This is a genomic window from Streptomyces sp. NPDC020807 (assembly GCF_040641575.1).
Lineage (GTDB): Bacteria > Actinomycetota > Actinomycetes > Streptomycetales > Streptomycetaceae > Streptomyces.
This window is the reverse complement of sequence record NZ_JBFADU010000004.1, coordinates 362,340-378,621: the sequence shown is the minus strand read 5'-3', so window position 1 is coordinate 378,621 and position 16,282 is coordinate 362,340. Positions and strand designations below refer to the sequence as shown.

At 73.2% G+C, this 16,282-nt stretch carries 13 protein-coding genes; 6 read left to right on the top strand and 7 right to left on the bottom strand.

The genetic code is table 11. The annotated features are described in order from the left end of the window. Window positions 1-18 precede the first annotated feature (18 nt). Entirely contained in the window at window positions 19-441 is a 423-nt protein-coding gene (locus tag AB0G79_RS09575) for an organic hydroperoxide resistance protein (RefSeq protein WP_030693363.1), read from the top strand. A 99-nt stretch (window positions 442-540) separates the two neighbouring features. Further along, entirely contained in the window at window positions 541-1,359 is an 819-nt protein-coding gene (locus AB0G79_RS09570; RefSeq protein ID WP_360802810.1) for an EI24 domain-containing protein, read from the top strand. A 4-nt stretch (window positions 1,360-1,363) separates the two neighbouring features. Here AB0G79_RS09570 and AB0G79_RS09565 read toward each other — a convergent pair whose 3' ends face one another. Then, complete coding sequence (locus AB0G79_RS09565; protein ID WP_360802807.1) at window positions 1,364-2,326, bottom strand: LysR family transcriptional regulator; 963 nt, start codon at window positions 2,324-2,326, stop codon at window positions 1,364-1,366. Between the two features lie 216 nt (window positions 2,327-2,542). Between AB0G79_RS09565 and AB0G79_RS09560 the strand changes: the two genes are divergently transcribed. Further along, the gene (locus AB0G79_RS09560) at window positions 2,543-4,729 is read left to right on the top strand and encodes a M4 family metallopeptidase (RefSeq protein ID WP_360802804.1); all 2,187 of its coding nucleotides are present in this window, start codon (window positions 2,543-2,545) and stop codon (window positions 4,727-4,729) included. Between the two features lie 111 nt (window positions 4,730-4,840). On the opposite strand, the gene AB0G79_RS09555 is transcribed toward AB0G79_RS09560, so the two are convergent. Both AB0G79_RS09555 and AB0G79_RS09550 read right to left on the bottom strand, forming a co-directional pair. After that, entirely contained in the window at window positions 4,841-5,557 is a 717-nt protein-coding gene (locus AB0G79_RS09555; RefSeq protein WP_360802801.1) for a carbon-nitrogen hydrolase family protein, read from the bottom strand. 7 nt (window positions 5,558-5,564) lie between these two features. After that, a complete protein-coding gene (locus AB0G79_RS09550; RefSeq protein WP_360802798.1) occupies window positions 5,565-6,491 on the bottom strand; it encodes a LysR substrate-binding domain-containing protein in 927 nt (308 codons plus the stop codon). 58 nt (window positions 6,492-6,549) lie between these two features. Between AB0G79_RS09550 and AB0G79_RS09545 the strand changes: the two genes are divergently transcribed. Next, window positions 6,550-7,395, top strand: a complete 846-nt coding sequence (locus AB0G79_RS09545; protein ID WP_360802795.1) for an NAD(P)-dependent oxidoreductase — start codon at window positions 6,550-6,552, stop codon at window positions 7,393-7,395. A 4-nt stretch (window positions 7,396-7,399) separates the two neighbouring features. Here AB0G79_RS09545 and AB0G79_RS09540 read toward each other — a convergent pair whose 3' ends face one another. Further along, window positions 7,400-7,969 (bottom strand): TetR/AcrR family transcriptional regulator, encoded by a 570-nt coding sequence (locus tag AB0G79_RS09540; protein ID WP_360802792.1) that lies wholly within the window; start codon window positions 7,967-7,969, stop codon window positions 7,400-7,402. 184 nt (window positions 7,970-8,153) lie between these two features. Here AB0G79_RS09540 and AB0G79_RS09535 point away from each other — a divergent pair, with 184 nt between their 5' ends. Then, window positions 8,154-10,646, top strand: a complete 2,493-nt coding sequence (locus tag AB0G79_RS09535; protein ID WP_360803089.1) for a glycoside hydrolase family 3 C-terminal domain-containing protein — start codon at window positions 8,154-8,156, stop codon at window positions 10,644-10,646. 51 nt (window positions 10,647-10,697) lie between these two features. Here AB0G79_RS09535 and AB0G79_RS09530 read toward each other — a convergent pair whose 3' ends face one another. Next, window positions 10,698-11,612, bottom strand: a complete 915-nt coding sequence (locus AB0G79_RS09530; RefSeq protein ID WP_360802789.1) for an SGNH/GDSL hydrolase family protein — start codon at window positions 11,610-11,612, stop codon at window positions 10,698-10,700. Between the two features lie 224 nt (window positions 11,613-11,836). Here AB0G79_RS09530 and AB0G79_RS09525 point away from each other — a divergent pair, with 224 nt between their 5' ends. Next, the gene (locus AB0G79_RS09525) at window positions 11,837-12,331 is read left to right on the top strand and encodes a DUF3145 domain-containing protein (RefSeq protein ID WP_360802786.1); all 495 of its coding nucleotides are present in this window, start codon (window positions 11,837-11,839) and stop codon (window positions 12,329-12,331) included. Between the two features lie 72 nt (window positions 12,332-12,403). On the opposite strand, the gene AB0G79_RS09520 is transcribed toward AB0G79_RS09525, so the two are convergent. Beyond that, a complete protein-coding gene (locus AB0G79_RS09520; RefSeq protein WP_360802783.1) occupies window positions 12,404-14,812 on the bottom strand; it encodes a hypothetical protein in 2,409 nt (802 codons plus the stop codon). 154 nt (window positions 14,813-14,966) lie between these two features. Then, the gene (fabF, locus tag AB0G79_RS09515; RefSeq protein ID WP_360802780.1) at window positions 14,967-16,229 is read right to left on the bottom strand and encodes a beta-ketoacyl-ACP synthase II; all 1,263 of its coding nucleotides are present in this window, start codon (window positions 16,227-16,229) and stop codon (window positions 14,967-14,969) included. Window positions 16,230-16,282: the final 53 nt, after the last annotated feature.

Genomic DNA, 16,282 nt, shown 5'->3' with positions numbered 1-16,282 from the left:
GACAAAGGAATCACCGGCATGTCCATCCAGCACTCCGACGTCCTCTACACCGCCGTCGCCACCGCCGAGAACGGCCGCGACGGCCGGGTCGCCACGGACGACGGCCAGCTCGACGTCGTCGTGAACCCGCCGAAGGCCATGGGCGGCTCGGGCGCGGGCACCAACCCCGAGCAGCTCTTCGCCGCCGGCTACAGCGCCTGCTTCCAGGGCGCCCTCGGCGTCGTCGCGCGGAACGAGAACGCCGACGTCTCGGGCTCGACTGTCACCGCCGAGGTCGGCATCGGCAAGAACGACGACGGCTTCGGCATCATCGTCAAGATCTCGGCGACCATCCCGAACGTGGACGCCGAGACGGCGAAGAGCCTGATCGAGAAGGCGCACCAGGTCTGCCCGTACTCCAAGGCGACCCGCGGCAACATCACGGTCGAGCTGGCCGTCTGAGCTCGGCACCCGCACACTGGGTGAGGGCCGCACCCCGACCGACCGGGGTGCGGCCCACTCGCGTACGGGGGCGTCCCCGGGCCCGCATAAAGTGTCCCCATGCGTGATCTCGGGGCGGGTTTCAGGTACCTCATACAGGGCCAGAAGTGGGTGGCGACCCACGGCCGATGGTTCGGCTTCGGCCTGCTCCCGGGCCTGGTGACCCTCGTCCTCTACATGGGGGCCCTCGTCGGCCTCGCCTACGGCGCGGACGACCTGACGGCCTGGGCGACCCCGTTCGCCGACGACTGGGGCTCGCCCTGGCTCGGCCTCTTCCGGGGCGCCCTGACGGGCGTGGTCTTCGGCCTCGGCCTCTTCCTCGCCGTCATCACCTTCACGGCGGTCACGCTCCTCGTCGGCCAGCCCTTCTACGAGTCCCTCTCCGAAGAGGTCGACCGCAGCGTGGGCGGCGAGGCGCCGGAATCCGGACTCCCGCTCTGGAAGGACCTCTGGATCTCCGCCCGGGACAGCCTGCGGGTCCTCCTGCGGGTCGCGTTCTACGGCATCCTGCTCTTCGCCTGCGGTTTCATCCCCGTGATCGGCCAGACGGTCGTCCCGGCCGTCGGCTTCTGCGTCTCGGGCTTCTTCCTCGCGGAGGAGCTCACCGCGGTGGCGCTCCAGCGCAGGGGAGTGGAGCTCAAGGAGCGCCTCGGCCTCCTCCGCGGCCGCCGCCTCACGACCCTCGGCTTCGGCGTCCCCCTCGTCCTCGCCTTCCTGATCCCCCTGGTCGCGGTCTTCCTGATGCCGGGAGCGGTGGCGGGCGCGACCCTCATGGCCCGCGACCTGCGCGGCGAAACGCCCCAGGGCGACGACGAGGAAGAGGACGCCGGCACGACGGGCGGCCCCGCGGGCGGCGCGACGTCCGACACCACGGCCTGATCGGCTAGCCCCCCACCACCGGGTGCAGCTCCGGCCGGGCGTCCCACCACGTCCGGTAGAAGGGGTTGTTGTCCACGTTCGCCAGGTACGCGCGAGCCGCCGCCCGGTACAGCAGTTCCGCGTGCGGCGCCGGGACCGAGGCGCGGTTCCAGGCGAGGCGGATGCGGCCCGTGACCGGGTCGCCCTCCAGGGGGCGCAGGACCGTGCCGTCCGCCGCCGGTGCCGTCGGCTGGCTCATCGAGATCGCGCGGCCCGCCGCGATCAGGTCGTAGTGCATCTTCCGGTCGGCGACCCGGTGCCGGAGCACCGGCGTGAACCCGGCCCGCCCGCAGGCCGCGACCAGCGCCTCGGGGCCCCCGTCGTCGTCCTCCACGAGCGTCATCCACGACTCGCCCGCGAGCTCCGGCAGCGCGATCCGTTCCTTCGCCGCCAGCGGGTGCGCCGCCGAGAGCCGTACGCAGAACGGTTCCTTCGGGACCAGGGTCCGGGCCGTCGTCCCTTCCGGCAGCGGCACCTCGTGGTCGTTGACCTCCCCGTACAGCACCGCGTCGTACCGGCCCGCCCCGAGCTGCCGCGTCAGCGTCGTCGCCGAGTGCTCCACGGTCACCGACAGGTCCCGGCCCGTCATCTCCTCCTCCAGCTCGCCGAGGAGCCGGTCGACGAGGACCAGCAGGATGCAGCCGAGCCGCAGCGAGGTGTGCGGGGAGACGGCCCGCGCCCCGGCGGCGAGCGCGTCCATCTCGCCGAGCACGAGCCGCGCCTTCGAGAGGACGAACTCGCCCAGCGGCGTGGGTTCGACGCCGTGCCGCCCGCGCAGGAACAGCTCCCCGCCGGCGACCCGTTCGATCCGTTTCAGCTGGGCCGAGAGCGCCGGCTGCGAGACCCCGAGCCGCCCGGCCGCGCGCCCCAGGCTGCCCGCTTCCGCTATCCGGCAGACGGCTTCAAGATGCCTCAACTCCAGCTGCATTTCAGCAGCGTACGCAGCCCGCGACGGCCGCACCATAACCCGCGTCTTATGCCGGATGAGATGTCCCGAAGTGGCCATGTCCACGCCCATACTCGGCGCGACGATCAGTCTCCCCGCAGGAACCCCCGCACACGTGCACGTGATCGTCACCCGCACGATCAGCCGCGATCCCCACCCAGATCCCCACCGCGATCCCCACCCCGATCGGAGCCAACGTTGTACCCCACCCGACTCACGGCGACCGTCGCCGCGCTCGCGCTCTCCGCGAGCCTGGCGACGGCCCTCGCCGGCACCGCCGCCGCCGCGCCGCAGGCGCAGCCCGTACCGCCCGGGCACGGCAAGTCCCTCGCGCTCGCCGCCGCCGACCGCGCCGCGGACAGCGGTCTCGACGAGCTGCGCCACGGTGCCGACGAGGAGCTCGTCCGCACCTCCGTCACCCCCTGGGACAACGGCCTGTTCTACGCCGCCTACGAGCGCACCTACCGCGGCCTCCCCGTCGTCGGCGGCGACGCCGTCGTCGTCTCCGACAGCACCGGCAAGGTCCGCGAGGTCACCGGGGCCAAGGCCCCCGCCATCAAGGTCTCCACCAGGGCGACCGTCACCGCCGAGGCCGCCCTCGCCACCGCCCGCGGCCAGCTCGCCTCCGTGGAGAGCGCGAGCGCCCCCGAGCTGACCGTCCTCCTCAAGGGCGGCAAGGCGGTGCTGACCTGGCACACCCGGGTCATCGGCCGCACCGCCGGGAACGCCCCGAGCGCCCTCGACACCTTCGTGGACGCCCGCACCGGTTCCGTCGCCCAGGCCACCGACAAGGTCAGCCACGCCGACGGCCGCGGCTACCACAACGGCAACGTCACCATCGACACCGCCGCGGGCTCCATGACGGACACCAGCCGCGGCGGCTTCAAGTGCGGCGGCCAGAACGGCAGCGCGTACACGGGCTCCTCGCCGTGGGGCAACAACGGCGCCAACGACCTCGTCACCGCCTGCGTCGACATCATGTACGCGGCCCAGCGCGAGTCCGACATGCTCAAGCAGTGGTTCGGCTACAACGGCATCAACGGCCAGGGCGGCATGGTTCCGGCCCGTGCCGGACTCGCCGAGGTCAACGCGTACTACGACGGTACGAAGACGACCTACGGCCGCAACCAGAACCAGACCAACCAGCTCACCGGCATCGACGTCGTGGCCCACGAGTACGGCCACGAGATCTTCGACCGGACCCCGGGCAGCACCGGTTCGTCCAACGAGAACGGCGGCCTGAACGAGTCGACGGGCGACATCTTCGGCGCGCTCACCGAGCACTTCGCCAACAACCCGAACGACACCCCCGACTACACCGTCGGCGAGGAGCTCAACTTCACGGGCAACAACCAGCCCATCCGCAACATGTACAATCCGTCGCTGATCAACGGCGACCCCAACTGCTACACCCAGCTGAGCTCCGGCACCGAGGTCCACGCCGCCGCCGGCCCGCAGAACCACTGGTTCTACCTTCTCGCCGAGGGCTCCAACCCGGGCAACGGCAAGCCCAACAGCCCCATATGTTCCGGCGGTCCGTCCTCCGTGACCGGCGTCGGCATCCAGAAGGCCGGCAAGATCTTCATGGGCGCCCTGCTCATGAAGACCTCCTCCTGGAACCACCTCGCCGCCCGCAAGGCGACCCTGACCAGCGCCAAGAACACCTACGGCAGCACCGAGTGCAACGCGGTCAAGGCGGCCTGGAACGCGATCGGCGTCCCCGCCCAGTCCGGTGAGACCGACTGCGGCGGCACCACCACCCCGGACTTCTCGCTCGCCCTGAACCCGACCTCCGGTTCGGTCCAGCCGGGCGCCTCCGCCACCTCCACGGTGAGCACCTCCACCACCGGCGGCAGCGCGCAGACCGTCCAGCTCTCCGCGAGCGGCGCCCCGAGCGGCGTCACGGTCTCCTTCAGCCCCTCCTCGGTGACCTCCGGCTCCTCCTCCACCATGACCGTCCAGGTCGCGGCGGGCACGGCCAACGGCACCTACCCGATCACCGTCACCGGTACGGGCTCCGCGACGCACACCGTCACCTACCAGCTGTCGGTCGGCACCACCACGCCGCCCACCGGCTGCGCCAACGCCGAGGCCACGTACCAGGGCAGCCTGACCTCCGGCCAGGCCGTGGCCCAGCCGGACGGCTCGTACTACTACTCCGCCACGGCCGGCACCCACGTGGGCTGCCTCCGCGGCCCGTCCGGCGCCGACTTCGACCTCTACCTGCAGAAGTGGAACGGCTCCGCCTGGGCGGACGTGGCCGTCGGCGGCACCGCGACCGCCAACGAGGACACCAGCTACTACGGCACCGCCGGCTACTACCGGTACGTGGTCCACGCGTACAGCGGCTCCGGTACCTACACGCTGGGACTGAGCGCCCCGTAACGACGGGGGCGGGGGAGGCCCGTCGCGGACCGGGGGTTCCGCGACGGCCTCACGAGGGCGGAGGGCCGGGCGGTCGTATGTCCCACGACCGCCCGGCCCTCCGTGCACGGGTCAGGGGCCGACGTCCGCCAGGACGAAACCGGCCTCCCCGCCGCCCGCGTCCGCGATCCGCCGCCCGTCCGGCCCCCAGGCCCCGGCCCCGCCGCAGCCCACCCCGTCCTCGTTGGGCCCGAGGACGTTGCCGAGCACCACGTACAGGCCGAAGTCCCGTGCCCGTACCGGGTAGACCTTCTCGAACGAGTCGTTGTCGGCGCCCAGCACGGAACTCGCCAGGTACACCGGACAGCCGTCGGCGGCGGCCCGCTCCGCGAGTTCCGGGAAGCGGTTGTCGTAACAGGTCGCGAGCGCGAACCGGACCCCGTCCAGCGCGAACCGCCCGTCGACCGTCCCCGGCACGAAGACCTCGGCCTCGATCCCGTACAGGTTCCGCTTGTCGTACCGGGTGAGGGTCCCGCCGTCGGGCCCGATGACCAGCGTGGCCAGCCCGATCCCCGAAGCGCCCTTCCGCACCGGCCCGTTGACCACCGCGGCCGCTCGGGCCTCCCGGCACGCCTCCCGCACGGGCCCGAGCCGTCCGTCGTCCTCGGCGAGGACCAGCGAGGGCGTGTCCCGGATCAGCGTCGGCTCGTACCCGGTCAGGCAGAGCTCGGCGAAGACCACGACCCGGGCCCCCGCGGCCCCGGCCTCCCGGATCAGCCCCGCGATCGTACGGACGTTGGCGTCGATGTCCCCGGCGACCGGGGCGAACTGGCTTGCTGCGACGATCATGTGCTCATCATCCCGTGCCCGTCGGCCCGTGTCCGTCGCCCCGCGCCCACGCCTCCGCCGTCTCCCGCAGCAGCTCCAGGAACGCGGTCGCCGCCACCGTCGGCGCCGGCGGGGTCGCGGCGCAGATCCGCCGGTACGGCACGTCGTCCGGGTGGATCGTGACGAGCGTGACGTCCCGGCGTACGGCCGTCGACGCGAGCGCCGGTACGAGGGTGATGCCGAGCCCCGCCGCGACGGCGCCGAGCTTCGCGATCCAGTCGTGCGCCAGCAGGCCCGTGCGCGGCCGGAAGCCGGCGGCGACCGCCGGGCGGAAGAGGGTGTCCTCCAGCCGCTCGGCCCCCACGATCCACTCCTCGTCGGCGAGTTCGGCGAGCCGCACCGCCCGGCGTCCCGCGTGCGGATGCCCCGCCGCGAGGGCCACGAGCATCGGCTCGTCGAGGAGGTGGTGGAGCCGCACGCCGTCCGGCGCGCGGGTGTCGAGGGCCGGGCTGACCACCGCGAGGTCCTGCTCCCCGGCGGCGACCTGGCCCAGGTGCTTCACCGAAGGTCCCTCCGTCCGCGTGACGGTGACGCCGGGATGCCGCGCGCGGAACGCGGCCTGCGCGCGCGGGACGAGGGCCGCGTTGGCGCTGGAGAACGAGCCGAGCCGCAACAGCCCGCCCTCCAGGGTCCGCAGCGCCTCCAGCTCGGCCCGGGCGGCCAGCAGCCGGTCCCGCACGGCCTCGGCGTGCGGGAGCAGCACCCGGCCGGCCTCGGTCAGGCGCACCCCGCGCGGCAGCCGCTCGAAGAGCACCGCGCCCGTGTCCTCCTCCAAGGACTGCACCTGTCGCGAGATCGCGGACTGGGTGTAGCCGAGGACGCGGGCGGCGGAGGTGAAGGAGCCCTCGCGGGCGACGGCGAGGAAGGCCTCGTACAAGCCATGAGCATGCTGCATGACACTCATGCTAGACATTCGCTTGTCGCATGGGAGGTCCCCTCGTAGCGTCGAGGGCATGGAGAACACGGAGAACAACGACCTCGCGCGGAAGCAGACACAGACGCAGACACCCGCGCCGCAGCGGATCGCCTTCCTCGGGCTCGGCTCGATGGGCCTCCCCATGGCCCGTCGACTCCTCGACGCCGGGCACCCGTTGACCGTCTGGAACCGTACGGCCGCCAAGGCCGACGCCCTCGTCGCCGACGGCGCCGCGCGCGCCGCCACGCCCGCCGACGCCGTCCGCGACGCCGACGTCGTCGTCACGATGCTGGCCGACCCCGCCGCGGCCCTCGCCGTCGCCGACGAGATCCTCCCGGCGCTGCGCCCCGGCACCCACTGGATCGACACCTCGACCGTCGGCCCGGACACCGTCCGCGCGCTGGCCGCCCGACTGCCCGAGGGGGTCACGCTGATCGACGCGCCCGTCATGGGCAGCGTGGACCGGGCGGCGGCGGGGGAGCTGCTGATCCTCGCGGGCGGCGACACCGTGCCCGTCGCCGCCGTCCTCGACCGCCTCGGCGCGGTCACGCCGTGCGGCGGCCCCGGCACCGGAGCCGCGCTCAAGCTGGTCCTCATCAACGCCGTCATCGGCGGGGTCGCCCTGGTCGCCGAGGCCCTCACCCTCGCCGACGGACTCGGCCTGCCCCGCGAACTCGCCCTGCGGACCCTCTCCCAGGGCCCCCTGGCGGGAGCCGTCGGCCGGGCCACCGCGACGGGTTCGTACTTCCCCGTCGCCCTCGCCGCCAAGGACGTCGCCCTCGCGACGGGCGCGGCGAAACTGCCCGTCCTCGAAGCGGTCCACGCGGCCCTGACGGTTGACCCGGCGCTGCTCTCCGAGGACCTGTCGGCCGTGGCCCGCTAGGAGGTCACGCCCTCCCCGCGGACAGCAGGCGCAGGAAGTCCCGGAACGCCTCCGGCATGTCCACCGCCGACGGGTCGAGGAGCCACTGGTACTGGAGGCCGTCCATCACGGCGGTCAGGAGCGGCGCCGCCCGCTCGGGCGTCAGCCCGCCCGGCAGCCGCTCGCCGAACTCCAGGCGCAGCACCTCGGCCATGTTGGCCCGCACCTGCGCGTACCGCTCGGTGAAGAACTCCCTGGCCGGGTGCCCGTCCGTCACGCTCTCGCCGAGCAGCGCGGAGAAGGTCTGCACGATGCCCGGCCGCATCGCGTTGTACTCGACGAGGGAGTCGAGCAGGTCGAGCCGCCAGCTCTCGCCGCTGCTGGCCCCGCTCGTGTCCCAGCGGTCGCGCTCCTCCAGGACGGCGACGAGGAGCGCTTCCTTCGTCGGGAAGTAGTGCAGGAGCCCCTGCTGCGTCAGCCCGACGCGCTCGGCGACGGAGCCCAGCGTGGCGCCCCGGTAGCCGCGCTCGGCGATCACTTCGAGGGCCGCCCGCAGGATCTCCGCGCGCCGCTCCTCGCTCTTTGCCCGCGCCATCGCCGTGGCTCCTTTCCGGATGTCTTCCCGAGACCGTACCGCCCCCAGAAAATAACAGACTGATAACGTTGCCTACCGATCTACAGGTAGATGGGTGCACGATGGGGTGCATCGGGGTGATCTGCACGTCAAAGAGGAGACGACGATGGTGGACGTGGACGTGGACGTGGACGTGGACGTGGACATGGGCGTGGGCGTGGGCGCAGGCGTGGTCGTGGACGAGGCGGCCGACGCCGCGCGCGAGGCGGCCGTCGAGGCGGCGCTCGGCAAGCTCGACCTGGACGCCAAGACCCGGCTGCTCGCCGGGCAGGACATGTGGTCCCTGCCCGCGCTGCCCGAGATCGGCCTGGAGTCCCTGGTCATGTCCGACGGCCCGATCGGCGTCCGAGGCGTCCGCTGGACCGCCGACGACCCGTCCGTCGCCCTGCCCTCCCCGACCGCCCTCGCCGCCGCCTGGGACCCCGCGCTCGCCCGCCGCGCCGGCCGCCTCCTCGCCCAGGAGGCCCGCCGCAAGGGCGTCCACGTCCTCCTCGCGCCCACGGTCAACCTGCACCGCACCCCGCTCGGCGGCCGCCACTTCGAGGCCTACAGCGAGGACCCGTACCTGACCGGCGCGATCGGCACCGGCTACGTGCAGGGCGTCCAGGACGGCGGCGTGGGCACCACCGTCAAGCACTTCGTCGCCAACGACGCCGAGACGGACCGCTTCACCGTCGACAACCGGATCGCCGCCCGCCCGCTCCGCGAGCTCTACCTCGCCCCCTTCGAGGCCATCGTCAGGAACGCCCGCCCCTGGGGCATCATGACCGCCTACAACCAGGTCAACGGCGTGACCATGACCGAGCACCACCACCTCGTCAACGAGGTCCTGCGCGGCGAGTGGGGCTTCGACGGCTTCAACGTCTCCGACTGGATGGCCGCCCGCTCCACCACCGGCGACATCGAGGGCGGCCTCGACGTCGCCATGCCCGGCCCGCAGACCGTGTACGGCGAGGCGCTCGCCGCCGCCGTCCGCGCCGGCGAGGTCGCCGAGACCGCCGTCGACACCGCCGTACGGAACGTCCTGCGGCTCGCCGCCCGCGTCGGCGCCCTCGAAGGCGCCCCCGCCGTCGTCACCGAACCCCCGGCCACCGTCGACGGCGACGCCCTCGCCCGCGAGATCGCCCGCCGCGGCTTCGTCCTCGTGCGGAACGAGTCCCGCGAAGGAAGGACCGCCCTGCCCCTGAGGAACGGCACGGTCGCCCTCTCCGGCGCCGCCGCCCGCGACGCCCGCGTCCTCGGCGGCGGCTCCGCCCAGGTCTTCCCCGACCACGTCGTCTCCCCGCTCGACGGCCTCACCGCCGCGCTCCCCGAAGGCGCCCTGACCTACACGATCGGCGCCGACCCCAGCGACGAACTCACCCCCGCCGGCTCCGTCTCGTCCGGGTTCACCCTCGTCGCCCGCTGCCGCGACGCCGAGGGCACGCTCCTCGGCGAGGGCACCCTGCCCAACGGCCAGGTCCAGTGGATCGGCGACGACCTCCCCGCCGGCGTCACCCACGAGGCCCTCGCCTCCATCGAGGTCGTCGGCCGCTTCACCCCGCGCGAGAGCGGCGAACACGCCTTCGGCACCCGCGGCCTCGGCGCCTTCCGCCTCGCCGTCGGCGGCGAGACCCTCTTCGACGGCGTCCAGGCCCTCGGCCCCGAGACCGACCCCTTCGAGGCCTTCTTCGGCTCCCCGGTCGAGCGCGCCAAGGTCGCCCTCACGGCGGGCGAGACCGTCGAGGTCTCGCTCCTCCACACCCTCGACAAGGAGTTCGCGGCGCCGCTCCCGGCCGTCATGTTCTCCTTCGTCCACCTCGGTCCCCGCCGTGACCCCGACGAACTGATCGCCGAAGCCGTCGAGGCCGCGCGTGCCGCCGACACCGCCGTCGTCGTCGTCGCCACCACCGAGCGCGTCGAGTCCGAGGGCTTCGACCGCAAGGACCTCGCCCTCCCCGGCCGCCAGGACGACCTCGTCCGGGCCGTCGCCGCCGTCAACCCGAACACCGTCGTGGTCGTCAACGCCGGCTCCCCGGTCGAGCTGCCCTGGCGCGAGGACGTCGCCGCGGTCCTGCTCAGCTGGTTCCCCGGACAGGAGGGCGGGGCCGCCCTCGCGGACGTCCTCACCGGCGCCGAGGAGCCCGGCGGCCGCCTCCCCACCACCTGGCCGGCCACCCTCGCCGACACCCCCGTCACCGAGGTCACCCCCACCGACGGCGAACTCCACTACAGCGAGGGCGTCTTCATCGGCTACCGCGCCTGGGCCAAGGCCGGCGCCGTCCCCGCGTACGCCTTCGGCCACGGCCTCGGCTACACGACCTGGTCGTACGACGCCCTCACCGCCACCCCCGAGACGGTCACCGTCCGGCTCACCAACACCGGCGACCGCACCGGCCGCGAGGTCGTCCAGGTCTACCTGGCGCCCACCGGCGACGACGCGGCCCGCCACGAGCGCCCGGAGCGCTGGCTCGCCGCCTTCGGGAGCGTGGAGGCCGCCGCCGGCGAGACCGTCGAGGTCACGATGGCGCTGCCGCGCCGCGCCTTCGAGATCTGGGACGAGGAGACGAACGACTGGGCGTACGTCCCCGGCGGGTACGAGGTCGTCGCCGCGCACTCCGTCACGGACGCGCGCCTGACCGCGACCCTGGAGGTGTGACCCTCCCGAGAACGGCCCCGGGGCGTGACCTGACGGCCGCCCCGGGGTTCCTCATCTCCCCGTGATCCGCTCGTACGCGATCTCCGCGAGCCGCGCCTGCCCCGCCACGCTCGGATGGAACCAGTCCCAGGCGCTCAGCTGCCCGCCGCCGAAGCGGTACGCGAAGACCGCCCCGCCGTCGTACCGGCAGAGCCGGTCCTCCGCGCAGACCTCCGCGAGAGCCTCGTTGTACGCCATCACGCGCTCCCGCACCGACGTCCGGCGCCGCTCCGCGGCCGCGCTCAGGTCGTCGGGGTCCGCCAGCATGGAGCCGCAGATCCCCAGCTTCCACACGTCGGGCCCCGCGCCGAGCCGCCCCGTCGACCACAGGTGGCGCAGGTCCGGCAGGCTCGACACGTACACCAGCGCCTCCGGAGCGTCCTCGCGCAGCCTCGCGAGCGCCGTCTCGAAGGAGAAGCGGAAGTCGGCGACCGGGGTCATCTGCGCGGGGGTGGGCCGGCAGGCGTCGTTGGCGCCCATCATCACCGTCACGAGCCCCGGCTCCTCCGCCGCGGCCCGGGCCATCTGCTCCGGCAGCTCCGCCATCCGGGCGCCCGTCCGGGCCAGGTTCCACGTGTGCGTGGCCGCCTTCCCGGGGCCGAGCAGCCGCACCGCGAGGCTGTTCACGGCGGCGTCGGTGCCGGTCGCCCAGGAGGCCTCGGGGCAGTCGGCCAGGACCGCGCAGGCGTCGAAGGCGCGGGTCATGGAATCGCCGAGGGCGGCGAGGGAGGCGGGGGCGACGTCCCAGGGGGAGGCGGGCGCGGAGGGCGCGGGGGAGGCGGGCGAGGACCGCGTGGGCGCGGGGGACGTGGGCGCGGGGGACGTGGGCCGGGCGGACCCCGTGGCGGCCTTGGGCTCCGGTCGCTCCTCCGCCGCGCACCCGGCGCCGACGAGCACCGTGGCGGCCACCGCGAGCGCGAGCGTCACACGCTTTTTTCCGCGACCGCGCATCCCCGGCCCCTCCTTCGGCGTCCTGCTGGGTGAAAGGTTGGTGTTCACCCGCCCCCGGACCGACCGTACGTCACACCGATGTCGGTGCGGCACGGTAGCTTTTCCCCCGTCGAACCAGAGGCGCCTTTGCCGACCGGCTCCGGTAAATTACATCACGTCACATGCTGTCCCCTTTATGAGGGTTTGCCCTGGAGGTCCCGGTGACGACACGTGGAGTCCTGTACGTACACTCCGCACCGCGCGCGCTCTGCCCGCACGTCGAATGGGCGGTCGCGGGCGTCCTCGGTGCGAGGGTCCAGCTCGACTGGATCCGCCAGCCGGCGTCCCCCGGCACGTGGAGAGCCGAGTTCTCCTGGCAGGGGCAGACCGGCACCGCCTCCAGACTGGCCTCCGCGCTGCGCGGCTGGCAGATGCTCCGCTTCGAGGTCACCGCGGAGCCCTGCCCCACGGCCGAGGGCGAGCGCTACAGCGCCACGCCCGACCTGGGGATCTTCCACGCCGTCACCGGCATGCACGGCGACATCCTGATCCCCGAGGACCGGCTGCGGGCCGCCCTCGCGCGCTCGCTCCAGGGCGAGACCGACCTGGAGGCCGAGGTCGCCAAGCTCCTCGGCAAGCCCTGGGACGACGAGCTGGAGCCCTTCCGGTACGCGGGCGAGGGCGCCCCGGTCCGCTGGCTGCACCAGGTCGTCTGAGCAACTCTTCGCCGTACGGACAGACGGCCCCGCCCTCACGGGCGGGGCCGTCTGCCTTTTCACGGGGCCGGGTCAGACGTGACGGCCCTTCCTGCGGCGTCGCGCGGCGAGCGTCAGGCCCGTACCGGCGGCGACGGCGAGCGCGGCCGCCGCGCCGAGCGGTCCGGCGAGCGACCCGCCGGTGTCGGGAAGCTGACCGCCACCGCCGTGGTGACCCCCGCCGCCCGAGGTGCCGCCGCCGGAGCTACCGCCCGAGCCGCTGCCGTTGGAGCCGCCGCCCGAGATGCCGCCGTCCGTGGGGGAAGGGGACGGGGTCGGGTCGGTGGACGAGGACGGGCTCGGCGTGGGCTCGGTCGTCGGCGGGGTGGTGGGCGGAGTCGTCGGCGGGTCGGTCGGCGGAGTGGTCGGCGGCGTGGTGGGCGGGGTCGTCGGCGGTGTCGTCGGCGGCTCCGTCGGCGTCAGCTCCTTGACCTCGGTCGTCGTGGTGCAGTCCGCGTCGCGGGCGGCCGTCGGGCAGTTGCCGCCGGGCTTGTCGCCGGTCACGGTGTTCGTCATCGTCCTGTCGCCGCTCACCGGGTCGTTGACGGTGACGGAGTACGTCAGCTTCACGCTCGCGCCGACGGCCAGGTCACCGGTCCAGCTCAGCTCCGGCTCGGCGTACGTGAGCGTGCCACCGGAGGCGCTGTCGGCGTCGCCGTTGTAGGTCGCGTCGTCGAGGACGTCCGTCAGGTCGTCGGTGACGGTCAGCGCGGAGATCGCGCTGTTCCCGGTGTTGGCGACCTCGACCTCGTAGGCGACCTTGTCGCCGGGGGCGGCGGTCTTCCCGTCGTGGTCCGAGGTCTTCTTGATCTGGTACGCGGCCTTGGCCTTCACCGTGTTGCGCACGGTGTTGCTGGTGCGTTCCTGGGAGCGTTCGGTCTGGTCGCCCTTGAAGGCGACCTTCGCGGTGTTGTCGAGCTTCGTCCCGGCGGCGGTGCCGGGGGCGACCTTCACCTTGAAGGAGACGGTGGAGGAGGCGCCGGGCGCGAGGTCGTCGGCGGTGCAGGTGACGGTGGAAGCCTGCGCGGTGCAGTCCGGGTTGGACCCGGCGACGTACGAGACGCCGGCCGGGAGCTCGTCGGTGAGCGTGACGTCCGTGGCGGTGTCCAGGTCGTCCGTGCCCGGGTCGCCCGCGTGCGCGTTCGTCAGGGTGAAGGTGTACGTGATCTCGCCGCCGGGGTCGACCAGACCGGGCGGGGTGTCGTTCGTGGCACCGGCCGGGTCGTTGGCCTTGACGACCTGGAGGTCCGGCTCGCGCGCCTCCAGGGCCAGCCAGACGGCCTGCGGGTGGAGGGCGTCGCCCGCGCCGTTGATCTGGAGCAGGGCCTGCGAGCTGTTCGCGGGGATCTTGCCCGTGACGTCGATGATCGGGGCGTCGTAACCGTAGTTGGTGACGGGGGCCGGATCGCGGGTGGTGATGTTGGCGCCGGTGCCGTCGGCGGCGACCTCGTCGATGCGGCTGGTGAAGGCGTTGGTGGTGGTGACGCCGGCCGGACCCGGCATGGCGAGCGCGGTCAAGTTGTCGGCTGCCGAGCCGACCAGGGCCTGGTCCCCGGAGATCGGCGCGTCGCCGTCGCCGACGGTGACGCCCATCGTGGCGGCGGCCGGGGCCCCGCTCGGGGTGCGGATGCCCGCGAGGGTGAGGGTGGTCGTGGGGTTCGGGTCGCGAAGCAGCTGGAAGCCGTCCCAGACCTGGAGGTAGCGCAGGGGCTCCGAGGCGTCCTCGTAGGCGACGACCAGTGACCAGCCGCCCCAGCAGCCGACGTTGTTGCCGCCGAAGTTCTGCGCGGAGGAACGCCCGGCGCAGGCCTGGATGTCGGCGACGGTGTACGAGCCCGCTCCGGCGGCCTTCACCTGGGCGGTGACGTCCGCGACGGCGCCGGCGGCCATCAGCGGCTCCGGCGGGGTGCCGCCGACCTGCTGGTCGAAGTAGTCGTAGGTGTCGGCCGTGACCTGCGTGTAGTCGCTGCCGCCGGGGACCTTCCAGGACACGGTGTTCCCCTTGGCGAGGTCGCCGGGGGTGCCGCTGGTGCTGGTGTTCGTCGGGTTGAACTGCCAGTACAGGCGGGCGGAGAGGACGGTGGCCCCGGCCGGGATCGTGAGCTCGGCGGAGGAGGCGTTGTTCCCGGGGGCGCTCGCGTCGGACTTCACGTACATCGTCCGGTTGTTGTTCGTACCCTCGGTGTCGTTGCAGACGCTGCCGTCGCTGGGATCGCAGGTCAGGACCGAGTTGGAGGCCATCGTCAGATTGCCGTGCGCGAGGAGGGAGACGACCGGGTCGGGCCCGATGGGCCGTTGCGTCCCGGCCCCGCGCGGCGCGGCCTGCCCGGCGGCGCCGGCGAGAGCCGGCACCCCCGCGGCGAGCGCGGCGGCGGTGACGGTGCCCAGGACGGGCAACAGGATGCGGTGCGGTCGACGACGTCTGCGGTGACGACGGATCATGGGGGCGCCTCTCGCGGCCGGGACGGTACGGGCGCCAGCATCACACGGGCGTTCCCCCATAAATGGGGAGACACGCACGATGATCCGCTTATGTGACGAAACGGCGAAGACCCGCTCCCTTGGGAGCGGGTCTTCGCCGGGACGAACGCGCGGATCAGACCGAGCGGAACGCCAGGACCACGTTGTGGCCGCCGAAGCCGAAGCTGTTGTTGATCGCGGCGATGGTGCCCTGCGGCAGCTCGCGGGGCTCGCCCCGGACGATGTCCGCGTCGACCTCGGGGTCGAGGTCGTCGATGTTGATCGTCGGCGGGGCCAGGCGGTGGTGGAGGGCCAGGACCGTCGCGACGGTCTCGATGCCGCCCGCGCCGCCCAGGAGGTGGCCGGTCATCGACTTGGTCGCGGAGATCGCGACGTGGTCGAGGTCGTCGCCCAGGACCGCGCGGAGCGCCTTGATCTCGGCGACGTCGCCCTGCGGCGTCGACGTGGCGTGCGCGTTGAGGTGGACGACCTCGGACGGCTTGAGGTCCGTCGACTCGAGCAGGTTCCGCATCGCGGCGGCGATGCCGCGGCCGGTCGGCTCGGGCTGCGCGATGTGGTGGCTGTCGGCCGAGAGGCCCTGGCCGAGCACCTCGCAGTAGATCCGCGCGCCGCGGGCCTTCGCGTGCTCCTCGGACTCGAGGACCACGACGCCGGCGCCCTCGCCGAGCACGAAGCCGTCGCGGCCCGTGTCGTACGGACGCGAGGCCTTCGTCGGCTCGTCGTTGCTCTTGGACATCGCCATCATGTTGGCGAAGGCGGCGATCGGCAGCGGGTGGATCGCGGCCTCGGTACCGCCGGCCACCACCACGTCGGCACGGCCGGTACGGATCATCTCGACGGCGTAGCCGATCGCCTCGGCGCCCGACGCGCAGGCGGAGACCGGGGTGTGGACGCCCGCCCGGGCGTTCACCTCCAGACCCACGTTCGCGGAGGGGCTGTTGGGCATGAGCATGGGCACGGTGTGCGGGGAGACGCGGCGGACGCCCTTCTCCTTCAGCACGTCGTACTGGTCGAGCAGCGTGGTGACACCACCGATGCCGGACGCGATGACGGAACCGAGCCGCTCGGGCACGATCTTCTCGTCCTCGCCGGCGGGGGCGGTGTAGCCCGCGTCGGCCCAGGCCTCGCGGGCCGCGATCAGCGCGAACTGCGCCGAGCGGTCCAGCTTGCGGGCGAGCGGGCGGGGCAGGACGTCGCCGGGGTCGACGGCGACCGGCGCGGCGATCTGGACGGGCAGTTCGGCGAACCGCTCACCCTCCAGGGGCTTGACGCCCGAGCGTCCCGCGATCAGACCTTCCCAGGTCGATGCGGAGTCGCCACCCAGCGGTGTCGTTGCGCCGATACCGGTGACGACCACGGTGCGATTGGTCGAGCTCACAGGAATTGTTCTCCATGTGTGTGATGGTCGGAATTACGGCGCCACCGCCGGGT

Excerpts from the sequence above, each read along its gene's own strand:
- AB0G79_RS09535 (WP_360803089.1), top strand. The coding sequence starts at position 8,154 with ATGGGCGTGGGCGTGGGCGCAGGCGTGGTCGTGGACGAGGCGGCCGAC.
- AB0G79_RS09545 (WP_360802795.1), top strand. The coding sequence starts at position 6,550 with ATGGAGAACACGGAGAACAACGACCTCGCGCGGAAGCAGACACAGACG.
- AB0G79_RS09555 (WP_360802801.1), bottom strand. The coding sequence starts at position 5,557 with ATGATCGTCGCAGCAAGCCAGTTCGCCCCGGTCGCCGGGGACATCGAC.
- AB0G79_RS09570 (WP_360802810.1), top strand. The coding sequence starts at position 541 with ATGCGTGATCTCGGGGCGGGTTTCAGGTACCTCATACAGGGCCAGAAG.
- AB0G79_RS09540 (WP_360802792.1), bottom strand. The coding sequence starts at position 7,969 with ATGGCGCGGGCAAAGAGCGAGGAGCGGCGCGCGGAGATCCTGCGGGCG.
- AB0G79_RS09575 (WP_030693363.1), top strand. The coding sequence starts at position 19 with ATGTCCATCCAGCACTCCGACGTCCTCTACACCGCCGTCGCCACCGCC.
- AB0G79_RS09565 (WP_360802807.1), bottom strand. The coding sequence starts at position 2,326 with ATGCAGCTGGAGTTGAGGCATCTTGAAGCCGTCTGCCGGATAGCGGAA.
- AB0G79_RS09550 (WP_360802798.1), bottom strand. The coding sequence starts at position 6,491 with ATGCAGCATGCTCATGGCTTGTACGAGGCCTTCCTCGCCGTCGCCCGC.
- AB0G79_RS09520 (WP_360802783.1), bottom strand. The coding sequence starts at position 14,812 with ATGATCCGTCGTCACCGCAGACGTCGTCGACCGCACCGCATCCTGTTG.